Genomic DNA, 17,711 nt, shown 5'->3' on the forward strand with positions numbered 1-17,711 from the left:
CGCTTGGGTGCCCTTTATATGCAACTCCTTGCTTTTCTTTGCGCATTTCGGCGTGGAGGCCTAAGAGAACAAATGCTGACTGCAAGTCCAATTAAAATAGCAGCTGAACGAAATAGGTATCATAACGCCGAAAATCAAGTAATCGCAATGCGCGTCGCAAGCCATACTGAATAGAGTGACGAGCTGGGTGTTGATAAGACGTGATAGTTACCGGTATCTTTTTGGTGGCAGACCGCGTAGAAAATACTATGAAACTTGGCAGCGATTTTCGGCTCTGAGCAGGATGATTCTTTCTTGGGAATATTTGACTCTGGGAAGTTTGTCACCCCAACGACTTTCCTGTCCTTGCGCCGAAACGCGTTCGGCAAAACTGGGTGCTATGTGTAAGGCAACTCAGGTAAACGCCCAGCCCGGGGCCTTTACCTGAGTCGCCTTACACGCCGCACCCAACCCGTTTTGCCTCACGCTCTATGCAACTTGGCAACAAATTTTCGGCTCTGAGAAGAATGGACCTATCCTAGTGTTATTTGAATTTTCAAAAATTTGGCCCCTAACCACTTTGCTGTCCTCGCGCCGAAACGCGTTTTCGAAACTGAGAGCTGCATGTAAGGGGACTTAGGTAAAGGCCCAAGCCCGGGGCCTTTACCTAAGTCCCCTTACACACTGCTCTCAACCCGTTTCGAAAACGCTCTAAACATTTCCCTTGACGCCCACCCCAAAAACAAGTAATATAACGTTTGGGCGCTTTACGTTGATGCGTGAAGCCTTTGTTCGGAATAAGAAGCTCCCTATTCGTTGAATAGGGGCTTCTTTCATTATTTATGACAATGCCCAGATACCCCAAATTAATCTTATGAGGAGTTATATAATGACCAAATATATTTTTGTAACCGGCGGTGTGGTTTCTTCACTTGGAAAAGGAATTGTTGCAGCCTCTCTTGGACGTTTGCTCAAGAACCGTGGGTTAAAGGTAACGATCCAAAAATTCGATCCTTACATTAACGTCGATCCCGGCACGATGAGCCTTATCAACACGGGGAAGTTTTCGTAACCAACGACGGGACCGAAACCGACTTGGACCTTGGTCACTACGAACGGTTTATTGACAACGACCTCAACAAGTACTCCAACGTGACAACTGGTAAGATTTATTCCGAAGTTTTGGAAAAGGAACGTCGTGGCGACTATCTCGGGGCAACCGTGCAAGTGATCCCACACATTACTGGTATGATCAAAGAAAAGATTATGCGGGCGGGTAAGACCTTGGATGCCGACATCGTCATCACCGAAATTGGTGGGACGGTTGGGGATATTGAATCACAACCATTCTTGGAAGCCATTCGTCAAATGAAGGCTGAAGTTGGTGATGACAACGTGATCTACATTCACACCACGTTGATCCCATACTTGCACGCCGCTGGCGAAATGAAGACGAAGCCAACGCAACACAGTGTTCGTGAATTACGTGGCTTAGGAATCCAACCTAACGTCTTGGTTGTTCGGACCGAAGCACCAATCACCGATGCGATGCGGAAGAAGATCGCATTGTTCTGTGACGTGAAGCCGGAAGCCGTTGTTGAATCAATGGACGTGGATACAATCTACGAAATTCCATTGCGTTTGAAGGCTCAAGGCATGGATCAATTTATCTTGGATCACTTCCACGTGGACGCACCAGAAGCCGACATGACCGAATGGCAAGGGTTGGTTAACAAGGTGCAAAGCTTAACCAAGACCATCAAGATCGCCTTGGTTGGTAAATACGTGGGCTTGCACGATGCCTACATTTCTGTGGCCGAAGCTTTGAAGCACGCCGGCTACCCATTGGATGCCGACATCGACCTTGAAATGGTGGACTCTGAAAAGATCACCAAGGAAAACATCGCGGATACGTTAAAAGACGTTGATGGTCTTATTGTTCCTGGTGGTTTCGGCGATCGTGGGATTGAAGGCATGATTACTGCCATTCAATACGCTCGTGAAAACGACGTGCCATTCTTAGGCATTTGCCTTGGGATGCAAATGGCCAGCGTTGAATTTGCCCGGAACGTCTTGGGTTACGCCGATGCCAACTCAACTGAAATGAACCCAGAAACGACCCACAAAATCATTGACTTGATGGCTGACCAAACGGACGTGACTGAAATGGGTGGGACCCAACGGTTAGGTGCTTACCCATGTAAGTTACAACCTAACACGGTTACGGCTGCAGCTTACAACAATCAAGATGTGATCTCAGAACGTCACCGTCACCGTTACGAATTCAACAATGCGTACCGTGACGAAATGAAGGCGAAGGCTTAGTCTTCGCTGGGACGTCACCTGACAACCACTTGGTGGAAGTTATCGAATTACCAACGAACCGGTTCTTCGTGGCAGCTCAATACCACCCAGAATTCCTTTCACGGCCAACTCGACCAGAAGGCTTGTTCAAGTCCTTTGTCGAAGCAGCTACGAACAACACCAAGCATAACCACTCATACTTGGAGACAAAAAAGGCGGTCGACGATGACGTTGACCGCCTTTTTTGGGCAAATTTGGGGGAAATGTCGCGATTATGGCCTTTTAAATATTACAAATTAACGTTTTACTAGTTAAACTATTGTATTTTGCCGGGGCATTATTTATCATTAACTAATGATTGCATCGCAGCATGATTTTTTGATTTTTATAGTAGAGGATAATTATGTCATGAAAAAAATGATAATCCACGGTGGTCGGCGCTTGTCAGGTAGCGTCAGCATCGGTGGCGCTAAAAATAGCACGGTCGCGTTAATTCCAGCGGCAATCCTGGCTGATACACCGGTTAAATTTGATATGGTACCAGATATTTTGGACGTTCACAATTTGATGCTGATCCTAGAATCAATGAATGTTCACTCCAAATTTGCGAATGGCGTATTGGAGGTTGACCCAACTGAAATTGTTGAAGCACCAATGCCAAGTCGAGCAATCAAGAGTCTTAGAGCGTCATACTACTTTATGGGCGCCTTACTTGGCCGCTTTGGCCGAGCAACGGTAACGTTCCCTGGTGGCGATAACATTGGTCCTCGACCAATTGACCAACACATCAAGGCCTTTCAGGCGTTAGGTGCTAGTGTGGTTGAGGATAACGGCACGGTCCGCATTACAACGGGTGAAGACGGCTTACACGGCGCTCGCATCTTCTTAGATGTGGTGTCTGTTGGGGCAACCATCAACACCATTTTGGCAGCCGTTAAAGCAACGGGATCCACGACGATTGAAAACGCTGCAAAGGAACCCGAAATCGTCGACATTGCCACCTTCTTGAACAACATGGGGGCACACGTTCGCGGTGCCGGCACTGATGTGATCCGCATTGAAGGGGTCCCAGCATTACGGGCAACTAACGTACACACCATCATTCCAGATCGGATTGAAGCAGGGACGTTCCTATCCTTAGCTGCAGCGGCTGGTGACGGCATCCAAATCAACAACATTATTCCAGAACACTTGGAATCATTTACCGCTAAGTTGATTGAAATGGGCGTTAATCTGGAGATGGGTGAGGATAAGGTTTACGTTGGACGCTCGGATGACTTGAAAGCCATTCAGGTGAAGACGTTACCATTCCCAGGGTTTGCAACGGATCTCCAACAACCAATCACACCGCTACTTTTGCGGGCGACTGGGAGTAGCATGATCGTTGACACCATTTATCCCCAACGGATAAAGCACATTTCACAACTCCAGAAAATGGGGGCGCAGATTCGAGCCGAACGTGACATGATCGTGGTTGACCATACTGATCATTTGAACGGAGCAGTCGTTGATGCTGGTGAAATTCGGGCCGGTGCATCATTGATGATCGCCGCCTTAATGGCAGATGGCACAACTGAAATCGAAAACGCGGATAACATCTTACGTGGTTATGGGAGCATCGTCGCTAAATTAACGGCGCTAGGTGCGGACGTTGCCATTGAAGATCCAGTTCGAGTCGAAGATTAGCGCACAGTTTCAAGGTAATTTAACGTGAAACTAATCATTGTTTCACGAATACCCATTGAAATTAATAGGGGTTCATGATATAGTGGTTGGGTTGACGATATAAACAATCAATCTCTGTCTCAGTAAATGATTCAGGGCAAAGGAGCGAACAACTTATGAAGCAAGGTATCCATCCAGACTACCACGAAGTAGTCTTCCAAGATTCAAGTACTGGCTACAAATTCCTTTCAGGTTCAACTGCTACTTCAGCAGAAACTGTTGAATGGGAAGACGGTAACACTTACCCATTGATCCGGGTTGAAATTTCTTCAGATTCACATCCTTTCTACACTGGTAAGCAAAAGTTTGCCAAGGCCGATGGTGCTGTGGACCGTTTCAACAAGAAGTACGGTTTATAATCAAACACGATTATTTGATGACAGCTTTCTCTTTTGGGGGAAGGCTGTTTTTTTGTGCAGTGTGCGGAGCGAGGCGGTTAGAAGGCGGCGTGTAAGGTGACTCCCGGTGAAAGCGCCTGGGCCTGGCGATTTTACCGGGAGTCACCTTACACATAGCCTTCTGCCTCGCGCAGCACCATTCGGCGTGGTAGCCAGAAAGCGCATGGCTGACAAGTTTCTAAAATTACGGAAACCCTGGAAATAACAGTTCAAGCAACGCCGAATTTTGTAGTCTAAACGAGCAAGTATAACGCGCCCGGTCCTAGCGGTTTTACCGGGGGTCACCTTACACATAGCCTTCTGCCTCGTGGAGCACGACTCGACGAAGTCTGGAAGCCTATTTGGCCATTCGGCGTGGTAGCCAGAAAGCGCGTGGCTGACAAGGTCCTGAAATTTCAAAAATCCTGGAACTAACAGCCCAAACGAGCACTATGCAACGCGCCGTTGCAAATTAAACCAACACCAGATACCAATACCCAAAGTTTCCCCCAAATATAAATCACCGAACTTTCATTCTCCGAATAAATCGAGTAAAATTAGGGTATCATTTAGGCAGACGGTTTAACGCTTCAAGTAAGTGCTACCTGAGAGCGGGGGATAAACATGAAAAAGCAGTCACAACATCGCGTTCGGCGGTGGCTTTATCGAATTGGGTTTACAATTCTGGTGTTAATTTCACTAGGCTTGATTTTCAATCGACAAATCAAAAACTGGTTAGTTAGTTCGTACCAACCGAAAGTAACGGCTAAGTCGGTGGCGGCAAACGAGAAGAAATCGGCGGACTTTAACTTTAAGAATGCTAAATCACTGAATTTTACAACCGTGGCTAAGGCCCGAATGAATGCGCAAAAGGTGCACGTCATTGGTCAAATTTTAGTTCCGAAGGCCAAGATTCACTTGCCAATCGCTAAGGGCGTGGCCAATGAGACCTTAGCGTTAGTTGCGGGAACGATGCGAGCAGACCAAAAAATGGGGTCGGGTAACTATCCGTTAGCTGGTCACCACATGGTTCGCAAGGATATCCTGTTCAGCCCGCTGTACTGGAAAACCAAGGTGGGCAATACGATTTACCTGACGAACATGAAACACGTCTACCGCTACAAGGTTTACAAGCGACAGTTTATCGCGGCAACCCGGGTGGACGTCGTTAATCAGACCCGGTCAAACATCATTACGTTAGTGACCTGTGATGCAACCGGTGCGGGTCGGTTGATGATTCGCGGAAAACTCGTTCAAACAATGAAGTACGCTGATGCGCCAAATGCGGTCGTTAAACAGTTTGCTAGTCAGTTTAATAACAAATAATTAAAATAAAGGCGCCATGGCATCCCCAAGTTGGAATGTCATGGCGCCTTTGATTCAGTCAATTAGGTAGCTAAGCCTTTAAATCCGTAGCCTCAATGTGATCTAACCACTTTGGCAGGGCTTCACTTAGAACTTGATAGGTATATTCAAACCGGTGCGTGTACCAAGGATCAGGAATCTCTTCACCCTGACGATCCGGGAGAATATCTAAGCACAGGTGAATCTTGCTTTGATCGGCTGCCGGAGCCTTCTGGTTCAGGTTGAAGACGTTTTGACGATCCATCGTAATGATGTAATCGGCCCACTCAAAGTCACCGCGTTGAATGGGGCGTGAACGCAGTTGGCTGTAATCTAACCCGTGAGCAGCCATCACCTTTTGCGCACCAGGGTGAGGGGCGTTGCCGGCTTCTTCGCGGCTGGTTGCACAGGAATCAACGTGGATGCGATCGCTTAAGCCCCGTTTGGCAACGAGGTCAGTAAAAATGGCGTCTGCCATTGGTGAGCGACAAATATTACCGAGGCAAACAAATAACACGTTAGTCATGATAGGTCTCCTTTATAGTTGTGCTTGATACATGGTACGGGTGGAATCAGTGGATGTCAAGAATAGTGGTGAAGGGCCTCATTTTAAGGCCAAAATTGTGCTGCTTAAAGCCCGTAATGCCGGGATTCTAGGGGTGTTTAGTCGGATACGAAACAAACGGTAGATTATTTTATCAGAATCCGATTTGGTTATCCAATTACGAACGGTTTCGTAGTACAATGAGATTGTCTGAAAATTGTAGAGAGTGTGAGTAAAGTGATGCAAGGTAATTTTATCTACATTAACTGGGAGCAGGTGAATAACCTGGTAATCTCCTATGGGGTCACAACGGCCGATTTTGTGAACGGCATTCCTAGTGTGCCCCAACGGTTGGTATTAATCGATCAACAAAATGAGGGGAACCAGGTCAATAACCATACCCGGTTCCAAACGGTTTCTGGTCAATCTGCCGCCCGGGAGTTTCTGTTAGGAAAATCGGCAGGCCCGAAGATGTGGTTGGATTATCACGAGGTTGATGACCTGGACTTGCTCATGCCAAGTGAAATTGCGGAATTGTTGTATATGGCGCACATGAAGACCCACTATCATCTGCCGTTGTATTCGAAGCTTCAAAATGACTATGCGTACCTCGCAACGACCGAGGGGTTTGTGAAAGTGTACTACCGCAATCTGCGCACCTTTAACCATATTCTGGATATTTCACTGAAGCGGCATTTGCGGTTGTTGCACAGCAACCGGTGGATGATGTTTAACCGGCCGTTTTCGGTCAGTGATGTCCCGGATGATCTGTTCCAACAGTTGTCGGCGGTATTTAGTGAAGGGGTCATCTTTGCGTTTGATCAAGCTGTCGAACGACGACGGCGTTACTTGATCCCGATTCGGTTGCAAGAACACCCGGAACGTCAGAACTGGTGGCGTGATCGAATGGATGTTTACGAAACGTCGCGACAGGTGGCAACGCTTAGTTACGACGTTGAAGCGAAGCGGTGGGCGTTAGAAATTACGGATGAGACACCGTTTATTGAGGATGAAATTGATTTATAGCAGATACGGGGCGCAGCGCGTTAGTTGTTCAATCAACTGACAAACAGCGCCCTAATTGGTCAAAATAACACCTCAGTCGGAGTCGTGTTATAATAGTGAAGCAGTTTTTTAATGACGTTAAATAATTAGGAGCAAAAACATGAAAATGCAACTTGGTGAAATCGCAACGGCGGTTTCAGCGCAAAATGAAACAACAATGTGGACCGAAATTGAAGTGTCGAGTGTCGCCTTTGATAGTCGGCAATTGACACCTGGCGCGCTATTTGTGCCCTTAGCTGGTGAACGTGATGGCCACGAATTTATCGAACAAGCCATGGCTAATGGCGCAGTCGCCACTTTTTGGAAGGCGGATCGGGGGCCAGCACCAACGGACTACCCGGTTTTAGTTGTTGATGATCCGTTGACAGCGTTACAGGAACTAAGTCGGCATTATCTCTTAAAAATCAATCCTAAGGTTGTGGCCATTACTGGGTCAAATGGTAAGACGACGACGAAGGATATGGTAGCTGCCATCCTCGCCACTCGGTTTAACGTGACGAAGACGCAGGATAACTTTAACAACGAAATCGGGGTTCCCGTGACGATCTTGGCGATGGAACCCAACACCGAAATTTTGGTGATTGAACTTGGGATGGACCGGCCAGGACAGCTGGACTTCTTGAGTAAACTGGTCTCACCTGATTTGGCCATTATCACAATGATTGGCGAAGCCCACATTGAATTCTTCGGGACGCGCGGGAAAATTGCCGATGCGAAGATGGAAATCACCCACGGGCTCAAGGAAGACGGCCTCTTTGTGTTTGATGGCGATGAACCACTGTTGCAGGAACGAGCAACCGCAGTTGAACAACGCCAGATGACGTTTGGTCGTCAAACAGCTGACGAGATGGTTGCTACTGAAGTGCAAACGACGGAAACGGCCACGACCTTTAAGACGAATCAGTGGCCAGATCAGCTATTTGAACTGCCAATGATCGGTGACTACAACGTTAATAATGCGTTGGCTGCACTGTGTGTGGCGCAGGCATATCGGATCAGTGCGAGTGACGCTGCGCAAGCCTTTTTGGACATGAATCTAACTAAGAACCGGGCTGAATGGGTGGACGGCGCTGCCGGCGAACGGATCTTGAGTGACGTGTATAACTCTAATCCAACGGCCGTGAAGGAAGTAATGGCGGCCTTTTCACAGGTTGACGTTGCGGGAACGAGACGGGTTGTGCTCGGGGACATGCTGGAGCTTGGTGCTCAGGCGGATGCGTTGCACGCGAGTCTGGCTTCGGCGTTTGATCCACAGCTGATTCAAGCAGTTTATCTGGTTGGGCCTCACATGAAGGCGTTGTACGATGAGTTACTCAAGCAGTATCCTGAAACAGCGCTCCACCTTTACCAGACGGATGAGCTAGCAACGTTAACGGCGCAACTTCAAACCGATATGACTTCTGCCGATGCCGTGTTGATCAAAGGGAGTCACGGGATTCATTTGGAAACAGTTTTAGCTGAACTAAAAGCATAGTTAAGGGGGACTTTATTGCCGAAAATCAATGTCGGTAAATAAAGTCTTTTTATTTTTTACAACGAGTTAGTAACCGGTTACGAGGGGGTGAGGTCGGTATTAATGAGTAAACTGATTTACCTAACAAAGCGGTACCTGCTGGTTAAATAGTTGCGTTTAATAGTTATCTGGTGTATGATACGCTAGTTATGTTTTTTTAAATGATACGATGTCAATTGGGTAATCGGACGCGACACGAGACGGATTTCTCTTAGTCCCATTGCCCTTGTAAAAGCCTATCTAGGAGGAAACTTATTTGAAGTTTAATGAACTCGGGTTATCAGATGCCCTGCTCAAAGCCGTAGAACGTAGTGGGTATGAAGAAGCAACCCCAATCCAAGCCGAAACCATCCCAATGGTGCTTAAAGGTCAAGATGTGATCGGACAAGCCCAAACTGGGACCGGTAAGACTGCTGCGTTTGCACTACCAATTCTTGAAAAGATTGACAAAGACAATCCTAACATTCAAGCATTGGTGATCTCACCAACTCGTGAACTTGCCATCCAAACCCAAGAACAAATTTACCGGTTGGGTAAGGACGAACATGCCAAGGTTCAAGTTGTGTACGGTGGGGCAGATATCCGTCGTCAAATTAACAGCTTGAAGAGCCACCCACAAGTTTTAGTTGGGACGCCAGGCCGTTTATTGGACCACATGAACCGTCGGACAGTGAAGTTAGACCACGTGAAGATGCTGGTCTTGGACGAAGCTGACGAAATGTTAAACATGGGATTCTTAGATGATATTGAAAGTATCATCAAGGCTATTCCTAACGAACGGCAAACCATGCTGTTCTCAGCAACGATGCCACCTGAGATCAAGCGGGTTGGGGTTCAATTCATGAATAACCCTGAACACGTTAAGATCAAGGCCAAGGAATTGACCACCGACTTAATCGATCAGTACTATGTTCGAGCTAAGGATTACGAAAAGTTCGATGTGATGACTCGATTATTCGACGTTCAATCACCTGACCTGACCATCGTCTTCACCCGGACTAAGCGTCGGGTAGACGAAATCACTCGCGGTTTGGAAACTCGTGGCTACAACGCTGCTGGGATCCATGGGGATTTGACCCAAAAGCGGCGGATGCAAATCTTGAACCAGTTCAAGCACGGACAATTGGATATCTTAGTGGCGACTGACGTTGCTGCTCGTGGGATCGACGTTGAAGACGTCACCCACGTTTACAACTACGATATTCCTCAAGATCCAGACAGTTACGTGCACCGTGTCGGCCGTACCGGCCGTGCCGGGCACCACGGTGTGTCATTGACCTTTGTCACACCAAACGAAATGGATTACCTGCGCGAAATTGAAAAGTTAACCAAGGTGCGGATGTTACCACTGAAGCCACCTTCGGCTGAAGAAGCCTTTACTGGTCAATTGAGCAACGCAGAATCCACGGTTAAGGATCTAGTTGAAAAGACCGATACTGAAAAGTACGAAAAGATGGCTAACAAGTTACTGGATCAATACGAAGCAATTGATTTAGTGGCTGCCTTACTGAACGACTTAACCAAGGACGATTCAACTAAGGTTCCAGTTAAGATCACACCAGAACGGCCATTACCACGTCGCAAGGGTGGTTCCGGTAACCGGAACTACCGTGGCGGTCGCGGTGGTAATAACCATGGTCGTGGCGGCAATGGTCGTCGTTATGGCAACAAGAGTGGCGGCGGTGATGGTCACCACCGTTACTCAGGCGGTAACAACAAGGACCACCGTGATCACAAGAATCGCGATCACAAAAACAATGGTGGTGGCAAGCGTCAATTCACCATCCGTAAAAAAGACTAATTAACTTGAAGCACCGAGTCGCTAACGTTTCGTTGGCGATTCGGTGCTTTTTTCGTTTGTGTCCAGCGTAAGTGTTGGATGTGATTTGGGTGTTGGCTGTTTGTCGTCGTTTCGCTCGCCAAAGCCGCACGAAAACCTGCACTCTCAGGCTACAAAATTCGGCGCCACTTAAACTGTTATTTCCAGGGTTCCTGAAGTTGTAAGAACTTGTCAACCACGCGCTTTCCGGCCACCACGCCGAATGGTGCTGCGCGAGACTGAGAGCTGCATGCAAGGCGACATCGGTGAAGCGCCCGGGCCTGGCGGGTTTACCGATGTCGCCTTGCACACCGCTCTCAACCCGTCTCGCTCCGCACACTTACGCTGGACACAAGCGTCAGCAACAAAGCGTTGGTTAAATTTAACCGGTAGTGACAAGTATCACCCTTCCATCTAAGTCAGATTGTGATAAAATGAAGACTACGATTATGAATGAAGCGAGGAAGAGAGCGCGTGATTTATGGGATTGGCGTTGATATTGAGGAAATTGATCGGATTCGAGCGTTATCGGATCGACAGCATTTTGTCACGAAGGTGCTGACACCGGCGGAAGTAGCGGTTTACGATGCTTTAGGTGAGAAGCGGGCGGCGGAGTTTTTAGCTGGTCGTTGGTCAGCCAAAGAAGCTTACAGTAAAGCGTTAGGCACTGGTATCGGGAAGGCAGTTTCGTTTCAAGATGTTGAGATTTTAGATGATGCGACGGGTAAACCTGAACTCGTTCGGCACCCCTTTGAAGGTAAGGGGTTTATTTCCATTTCACATACCAGCCAACTCGTAATGACGCAAGTACTATTAGAAGGAAGTTCTGAAGAATGACGACAATTGGCACACACCGACCAACGCAACTGGTGATCGATCAAGCAGCAATTTACCACAATATTGCAACCGAGAAGGCTCGGCTAGCGAAAGGAACCGACCTATTTATGGTGGTCAAAGCGAATGGCTATGGTCACGGTATCACCCAGGTAGCGACTACGGCTGTGAAGGCCGGGGCAACTGGGTTTTGTGTTGCAATTCTGGATGAGGCGTTGACGTTACGGGCTGCTGGGTTTAACCAACCCATCTTAGTGTTAGGGATTACTGAACCGCAATATGCTGGTTTAATGGCTCAAAAGCATATTTCAGCGACTGTGGGCTCGCAGGATTGGCTTGAAGCGGCAACCACAAGTATTGAGACCGTTTCACCGGACCAACCGCTAAACGTTCATTTAGGCCTTGATACGGGAATGGGACGAATCGGGTTTCAGGAACCTGAGGCGCTAGCAGCGGCAGTCACGGCATTAACGGCATCGCCAGCATTTAACTTTGAAGGGATCTTTACGCATTTTCAAAGGCCGATTCAGCGGATACGGCGTACTTTGAAAAACAAATTAGTCGCTGGCAAGCCTTTATGGCAGTCCTGCCAGAGCGACCACGGTACGTTCACGTGTCGAACTCAGCAACTAGTTTGTGGCATGATGCTTGCAACGGCAATATGATTCGGTTCGGGGTTGCAGGATATGGCTAAACCCATCGGGAACCGAATTGACGGCGCCATTTGAATTGCAGCCGGCGATGCGTCTAGAAACTAAAATCGTGTTCGTCAAGCAGTTGAAGGCGGGTAACTCGGTCAGCTATGGGGCAACTTACACTGCCCAACAGGATGAATGGGTTGCAACCCTGCCAATCGGCTATGCTGATGGGTATGAACGGCGGTTACAAGGCTTTCACGTACTAGTTGATGGTCACTACTGTGAGATTATCGGACGAATTTGTATGGACCAAATGATGGTTCGATTACCTCACGAGTACCCAACTGGGACGACGGTTACTTTAGTCGGGAACGACCACGGCGCAACCATTACGTTACAGGACGTTGCGGATTATTGTGGTACCATTCATTATGAGCTCGCTTGTGGGTTTACCACACGAGTACCGCGAGTTTATTTAAATTAATTATAGTAATATAAAATTAGTATCAATTCAAAACCGGTCAGTGGGTATTACCACTGGCCGGTTTTTCATGTCGATTAATGGTTGGTGTCAATTTTTCAGCAGGGGTGCTGCTGGTTTGAAATGAGCGCTGATTGCTGGTAGTTAGTGAGAGTTAACCACGGTTTTGTGTGAGGGCGTGGGAGATCATTAGGGAACTGATTGCGTAATCAATTCCAACTATACCAATCACAGTTTCTGGTTGAGTGTCCGCTAAGTGGCTACTCAACAGCATTAAAGTATGTTAAAATAACACTCATGAGTAACGGATTAATTAGGGGTTTATCATGAGACACTATATCGTACAAAAAATGTCATTTAAACAGCACGCACTCCATTCACGAGATTCGTATGGCCAGATTCGACTACTTGTAGCCACATCTCACCAAACGGGCATCGAACTGACGCCTAGTAATGTGATGATGACAACGTCTTTGGTAACGGGCTATCAAGCGATGAGCGACCTTAATGAAGAAATTGTTCAAGAGTATCTGCCATGTGAAGATGAAGTTGCACAACTCTATTTAGAGCAGTAGTGCGGACGTGGTGTAAGGGGATGAGAAGATGGCAATAGATGAGATTAAACGCGGGGACATTTTTTACGCGGACCTGTCACCGGTGATTGGCTCTGAACAGGGTGGTGTCAGACCGGTGTTGATCGTTCAAAACAACATTGGGAACCACTACAGTCCAACCGTGATCGTTGCGGCAATCACGGCGCGAATCTCGAAGCCTAAGATGCGACCCACGTGGGGATCAAGGCGCATCATACCGGAATTGAAAAGGATTCGGTAATTTTATTAGAACAGATTCGAACCATTGATAAGCAACGGTTAAAGGATCACGTGGCTCATCTGGATGACGCCACCATGATTCAAGTTGACCATGCGTTAGAGGTCAGCATCGGGTTAGGTAGTAAGAAAACGGATTATAAAAAGCGTAAACGCGCGTAGATGTACATAGAAAAAGTAATGAGTTAAGTACGTTAGGATAAACCATTGTAGCGGCATTAAAAAGCGTCGTTGATTTCTCAAGTCGAGAAATCAACGACGCTTTTTTGGTTAATTTCGTGTTACCTAACCCTCTTTTTTGAGGTCTTCAATTTCGGCCACCCGGAACTCTTTACGTTCTAGAGCGTGGACGATGCGATCTAGTTTATCCGCGTCAACTTCAGCGGGTAATGTGAACATGATCCGGTGAACCATTTCGCCTTCCTGAGCATCGAGACTGATGACACTGGCGATATTGGTGTATTTGGTAATAATCTTCGCAACTCCTGCTAAATCGCCACGGTTACCAGATGAGACAACCGTTAAGACGTAGGAGCCAATGTTGACGTTCCAGGATTGAGACAGCATATCCATCAAGCGGGTATGGGTCAAAATGCCGTAGAACTTGTTGTTGGCGTCCAAAACAGCGATGTAGGGGAGGTCCTTGATTGAGAAGAAGACGTTAAAGAACGCGGCGTTAACTGAGATGAACTTAGTGGCGTTCTTCAGTAAGGTCGTTACTGGGAGGTGCATGTCACCACCGCGAGATTTGTGGCGGTAAATGTGCATCTTGTAGATGTTCCCGCGGAAAATCGTTCCGGTTTCATCTAGGATCGGCACACAACGGTAACCGGAATCTTCCAGGACCTTAAGGGCTTCTTCAAGGGTCACGTTTTCTTGGACCGTGATCAGGCGCTCTTTGGGTTTGATCAAGGATTTCAACAACATAGGGTGTAACCTCCTAATAATTAGAACTCTCTAATAAACTATCAATATCATAACACAAAACGGGGGACGATTCAGCGATAGTCGTACAATTGCGGTCCTTTTTTCAGGCGCTATTAACGAAGATGGGCGTCACATAGCCGGTGAGACGGCAAAAAAATACCCGCGCTTAACGCGAAAGGTTAATGGCGCGGGTATTAAAGCTTGGTTAGTAGATCACCACGGGAGTCTTCAATGGGACGGTAGCGTAAACCTTACTCATCACTGAAGGCGGCGTGTTGACACAACCGTGAGAACCATGAGTGAGGTACCAGTTACCGCCATAGCGTGGTTGCCAAGGCGAGTCATGGATCCCAACACCGGTATCATCAACCGGCATCCAGTAGCTGACGGGTGAGGCGTAGTTTGAGCCATCATCGTTTTGACCACGTAACGTTGCGTTACGCTGCTTGCTCCAAACCACGTAAACGCCAGAAGGGGTGGTCCCTTTAACTGGTTTACCGGTGACGACGGCAGTTGAGATAACGAGCTTACCATGCTTGTAGATCCACATGTGTTGGTGGGCCTTAGAAACTTCAACGTAAGTGTTACCGATATCAGTTCCGTTAGCGTGGTAGCCGGTTCCTTGAATCACTGGTGTTCGAGTCGTAGATTTACCAGCTAACACGATCTTAGCGAGTTTAGGTGTTTCGGATGCGACTTTGATGCTCCAGCCATACAAACCGGCTGGAACGGTAACGGTGCTGCCACCAGTGGTTTTGAAGTGGCGGGCGTGGTGAACCGTTCCGTACTTGTAACTAAGTTTGGTCAAATACTTCAAGATTTGAGGTTGTGAAACGGACACGTTGCCATTAGTCGTCGTTAACCAGCTCGCAATGGTATCACTAGGAATCTGAACGGTATGCTGAGCCAAATGATAAGTAATGGTGTTTTTCGATAAAGTCGTCGCCTTAGTCTTCGCTGCTTTCAGTTTCGGACTGTTCGCTAAAACGGTCGGCTTCACGTAAGCCTGTTTCAAGTTGATTTGGGTTTTATCTTGGCGAACCGCAGCTGATAGAGCGGCTGCGACACTGGCTTGGGTAACTTCAGTCCCGTAAGTCGGTGCCTTGATTTGAAACTTGTGTTGCTGATAGACCAGCGTTGCGTTTACCGTTTTTGTACGGTTGGTGCCGGCTGATGCCACGACTTGAGACGCAAGTCGGTTAAGTTGCGCTTGATCGATTGCTTGCTTACTGAGCGATTGATCACTGGCTGCTGCCGTTGTGAGGTGCATGGGCCAAGCGAAAGCGTTTTGCTTGGCTAATAATTGCTGTAACGTTGCAGTAGAATAAGCTTTAACTCCGGCTTCTTTGGAGGTAAAGGTCGTGAGCGTTCGTTGATGCTCACTAATGGTGTAGCGTTGGTTAGAAAGTTTGTTGCGCAGCGTTTGGGCAGCTTGGGCCGCCGTTTGACCACCAACGTGCACGCCGGCAATTTCAGTATCACTCAAAAAGTGACTTTGAAAGTGGGTAGCACGCCAAACGTAACCAAGGCCAAACGCCAGAATAATGGTAGCACTAGCGGCGATCCACCGCTTTTTATGTGTCATGAATAGTTCCTCCTTGTTCGGCTTAGTCTAAGGGTACAGCAAAGCGCGGGGGCAATCAACACTTAGACATATAGTTAGGTAAGTTCGAGTAGATTGTTACAAAATTTGGCAATGACGGACTTGTGAAGTATTTTTAATGAGAATTAGATGAGCGAATTACCGATTTATCAACCGATTAGGCGATACTTAGTGAAAAAATTCTCGAATTTGAGTCGTTCTGCTAGCGACTGTTTTAACATTCATGATACAATGTCTCATGTTACAACAACACATTAATAGAAGAGGTGGAGTACATTGTCTAAGAACCATCAAAAAGTTGTTCTCGTGGGCGACGGGGCCGTTGGCTCAGCTTACGCATTCTCATTAATGCACCAAAATTTAGCTGAAGAATTAGTTATTGTTGACGTTATCAAAGAACGTACGGAAGGGGACGCCCTTGATTTAGAGGACGCCCAAGCATTTACCTCACCAAAGCGTGTTTACGCTGGTGACTACAGTGATGCTAAGGACGCAGATTTAGTTGTAATCACTGCTGGTGCGCCACAAAAGCCAGGCGAAACTCGTTTGGACTTGGTTAACAAGAACCTGAAGATCTTGTCATCGATCGTTAAACCAATCGTTGATTCTGGTTTTGACGGTATCTTCCTGTTAGCGGCTAACCCAGTTGACATTTTAACTTATGCGACTTGGAAATTCTCAGGATTCCCAAAGAACAAGGTTATCGGTTCAGGGACTTCACTGGATACTTCTCGTTTACGGGTTGCGTTGGGTAAGAAGCTTGACCTTGACCCACGGAGCATTGAAGCTTACATCTTGGGTGAACACGGCGATACCGAATTCGCTGCCTATGATGAAGCAACCATTGGCTCAAAGTCATTATTAGAGATTGCCGCTGATAAGGGCATCACTAAAGAAGACTTATTACAAATTGAAGATGAAACTCGGAACAAAGCTTACGAAATCATCAACCGCAAGGGCGCCACTTACTACGGGGTTGCCACTTCATTGATGCGCATTACGCGGGCAATTTTACGTGATGAAAACGCCGTACTTCCTGTCGGCGCAGCCTTAGATGGCGAATATGGTTTGGACGATGTCTTCATCGGTACCCCAGCCATCATCAACGCTAGCGGTCTTGCCGGCGTTGTCGAAATCAACTTAAGCGACGATGAAAAAGCTAAGATGGCTGCTTCAGCAGAAACTTTGAAGCAAGTTACCAAGGACGGCTTAGCTGCCTTGGATGCAGAAGCTTAATTAAAGATAGTTGATTAAATGAAGTCAATTAGCATTGTGGCTGGTTGGCTTTTTTGCTGTCGCTTGTGTCCAGCGTAAGCATGTTTAGTTTGTGAAGTTCGGTGATTTGCGCGGACTGGCGATTCCGGTAGGCGACTACCTACATCTCACATTACACAATTCGGCAATATTGCAGGGCATCTCAAGTGATTAACTGCGCGGCTTGCGGCAGTATTGCGACACCTGACATTGATTCGATAAACGACAGCATTGATTTTCAGTCAACGCAAACGTGCTGTATGACTGGCAGATTTAGTATTGCGCAATCGTTTTTACGCTGTTGAGTTCCTACCAGCGTTGCCATGACGCTGTTTCGTCAACTACAGAATGTGACAGTCAGCCGTTGTGGTTGCCGACAGCGCACTACGTAGCGGGAGGCGGAGGCGCGCGAGGCTCAGTGGTGTCGGTATGACTTAGGCAGTCGTGCCCCGTGGGGTTCGGGGTACGAGTGCC

At 47.4% G+C, this 17,711-nt stretch carries 12 protein-coding genes and 3 pseudogenes; 12 read left to right on the plus strand and 3 right to left on the minus strand.

The genetic code is table 11. From position 1 onward, the window contains the following. Positions 1 to 868 precede the first annotated feature (868 nt). The 4 genes and pseudogenes from pyrG to JCM2765_RS12840 form a co-directional block, all read left to right on the plus strand. Positions 869 to 2,468: pseudogene (gene pyrG / locus JCM2765_RS12825) on the plus strand (CTP synthase); the annotation flags it as partial. A gap of 223 nt (positions 2,469 to 2,691) precedes the next feature. Continuing rightward, a complete protein-coding gene (murA, locus tag JCM2765_RS12830) occupies positions 2,692 to 3,969 on the plus strand; it encodes a UDP-N-acetylglucosamine 1-carboxyvinyltransferase (RefSeq protein WP_054737078.1) in 1,278 nt (425 codons plus the stop codon). A 155-nt stretch (positions 3,970 to 4,124) separates the two neighbouring features. Next, a complete protein-coding gene (locus JCM2765_RS12835) occupies positions 4,125 to 4,367 on the plus strand; it encodes a type B 50S ribosomal protein L31 (protein WP_054737079.1) in 243 nt (80 codons plus the stop codon). A gap of 642 nt (positions 4,368 to 5,009) precedes the next feature. Further along, positions 5,010 to 5,711 (plus strand): class A sortase, encoded by a 702-nt coding sequence (locus JCM2765_RS12840; RefSeq protein ID WP_054737080.1) that lies wholly within the window; start codon positions 5,010 to 5,012, stop codon positions 5,709 to 5,711. Positions 5,712 to 5,781: 70 nt separating this feature from the next. Here JCM2765_RS12840 and JCM2765_RS12845 read toward each other — a convergent pair whose 3' ends face one another. Then, the gene (locus tag JCM2765_RS12845) at positions 5,782 to 6,255 is read right to left on the minus strand and encodes a low molecular weight protein-tyrosine-phosphatase (protein ID WP_054737081.1); all 474 of its coding nucleotides are present in this window, start codon (positions 6,253 to 6,255) and stop codon (positions 5,782 to 5,784) included. Between the two features lie 258 nt (positions 6,256 to 6,513). Between JCM2765_RS12845 and JCM2765_RS12850 the strand changes: the two genes are divergently transcribed. The 7 genes and pseudogenes from JCM2765_RS12850 (at position 6,514) to JCM2765_RS12880 (ending at position 13,615) form a co-directional block, all read left to right on the plus strand. Further along, complete coding sequence (locus tag JCM2765_RS12850) at positions 6,514 to 7,299, plus strand: hypothetical protein (protein ID WP_054737082.1); 786 nt, start codon at positions 6,514 to 6,516, stop codon at positions 7,297 to 7,299. A gap of 139 nt (positions 7,300 to 7,438) precedes the next feature. Then, entirely contained in the window at positions 7,439 to 8,812 is a 1,374-nt protein-coding gene (locus tag JCM2765_RS12855) for a UDP-N-acetylmuramoyl-tripeptide--D-alanyl-D-alanine ligase (protein ID WP_054737083.1), read from the plus strand. 295 nt (positions 8,813 to 9,107) lie between these two features. After that, positions 9,108 to 10,652, plus strand: a complete 1,545-nt coding sequence (gene cshA, locus JCM2765_RS12860) for a degradosome RNA helicase CshA (RefSeq protein ID WP_054737084.1) — start codon at positions 9,108 to 9,110, stop codon at positions 10,650 to 10,652. 492 nt (positions 10,653 to 11,144) lie between these two features. After that, the gene (acpS, locus tag JCM2765_RS12865) at positions 11,145 to 11,507 is read left to right on the plus strand and encodes a holo-ACP synthase (RefSeq protein ID WP_054737085.1); all 363 of its coding nucleotides are present in this window, start codon (positions 11,145 to 11,147) and stop codon (positions 11,505 to 11,507) included. Further along, positions 11,504 to 12,626: pseudogene (gene alr / locus JCM2765_RS12870) on the plus strand (alanine racemase). The gene acpS and the pseudogene alr overlap by 4 nt, the downstream one beginning before the upstream one ends. A gap of 323 nt (positions 12,627 to 12,949) precedes the next feature. Beyond that, complete coding sequence (locus JCM2765_RS12875) at positions 12,950 to 13,198, plus strand: hypothetical protein (RefSeq protein WP_054737086.1); 249 nt, start codon at positions 12,950 to 12,952, stop codon at positions 13,196 to 13,198. Between the two features lie 28 nt (positions 13,199 to 13,226). Beyond that, positions 13,227 to 13,615, plus strand: a pseudogene (locus tag JCM2765_RS12880) (type II toxin-antitoxin system PemK/MazF family toxin). 123 nt (positions 13,616 to 13,738) lie between these two features. Here JCM2765_RS12880 and cbpA read toward each other — a convergent pair. After that, entirely contained in the window at positions 13,739 to 14,380 is a 642-nt protein-coding gene (cbpA, locus tag JCM2765_RS12885; RefSeq protein ID WP_054737087.1) for a cyclic di-AMP binding protein CbpA, read from the minus strand. Positions 14,381 to 14,585: 205 nt separating this feature from the next. Further along, entirely contained in the window at positions 14,586 to 15,965 is a 1,380-nt protein-coding gene (locus JCM2765_RS12890; RefSeq protein WP_054737088.1) for a L,D-transpeptidase family protein, read from the minus strand. A 294-nt stretch (positions 15,966 to 16,259) separates the two neighbouring features. Between JCM2765_RS12890 and JCM2765_RS12895 the strand changes: the two genes are divergently transcribed. Further along, the gene (locus JCM2765_RS12895; RefSeq protein WP_054737089.1) at positions 16,260 to 17,219 is read left to right on the plus strand and encodes an L-lactate dehydrogenase; all 960 of its coding nucleotides are present in this window, start codon (positions 16,260 to 16,262) and stop codon (positions 17,217 to 17,219) included. Positions 17,220 to 17,711 lie beyond the last annotated feature (492 nt).

It is taken from the genome of Secundilactobacillus similis DSM 23365 = JCM 2765 (genome assembly GCF_001311075.1).
Taxonomy (GTDB): domain Bacteria; phylum Bacillota; class Bacilli; order Lactobacillales; family Lactobacillaceae; genus Secundilactobacillus; species Secundilactobacillus similis.

What these genes read in the sequence shown, in the direction of transcription:
- murA (WP_054737078.1), top strand. Translation starts at nt 2,692, where the DNA reads ATGAAAAAAATGATAATCCACGGTGGTCGGCGCTTGTCAGGTAGCGTC.
- JCM2765_RS12835 (WP_054737079.1), top strand. Translation starts at nt 4,125, where the DNA reads ATGAAGCAAGGTATCCATCCAGACTACCACGAAGTAGTCTTCCAAGAT.
- JCM2765_RS12840 (WP_054737080.1), top strand. Translation starts at nt 5,010, where the DNA reads ATGAAAAAGCAGTCACAACATCGCGTTCGGCGGTGGCTTTATCGAATT.
- JCM2765_RS12845 (WP_054737081.1), bottom strand. Translation starts at nt 6,255, where the DNA reads ATGACTAACGTGTTATTTGTTTGCCTCGGTAATATTTGTCGCTCACCA.
- JCM2765_RS12850 (WP_054737082.1), top strand. Translation starts at nt 6,514, where the DNA reads ATGCAAGGTAATTTTATCTACATTAACTGGGAGCAGGTGAATAACCTG.
- JCM2765_RS12855 (WP_054737083.1), top strand. Translation starts at nt 7,439, where the DNA reads ATGAAAATGCAACTTGGTGAAATCGCAACGGCGGTTTCAGCGCAAAAT.
- JCM2765_RS12875 (WP_054737086.1), top strand. Translation starts at nt 12,950, where the DNA reads ATGAGACACTATATCGTACAAAAAATGTCATTTAAACAGCACGCACTC.
- cbpA (WP_054737087.1), bottom strand. Translation starts at nt 14,380, where the DNA reads ATGTTGTTGAAATCCTTGATCAAACCCAAAGAGCGCCTGATCACGGTC.
- JCM2765_RS12890 (WP_054737088.1), bottom strand. Translation starts at nt 15,965, where the DNA reads ATGACACATAAAAAGCGGTGGATCGCCGCTAGTGCTACCATTATTCTG.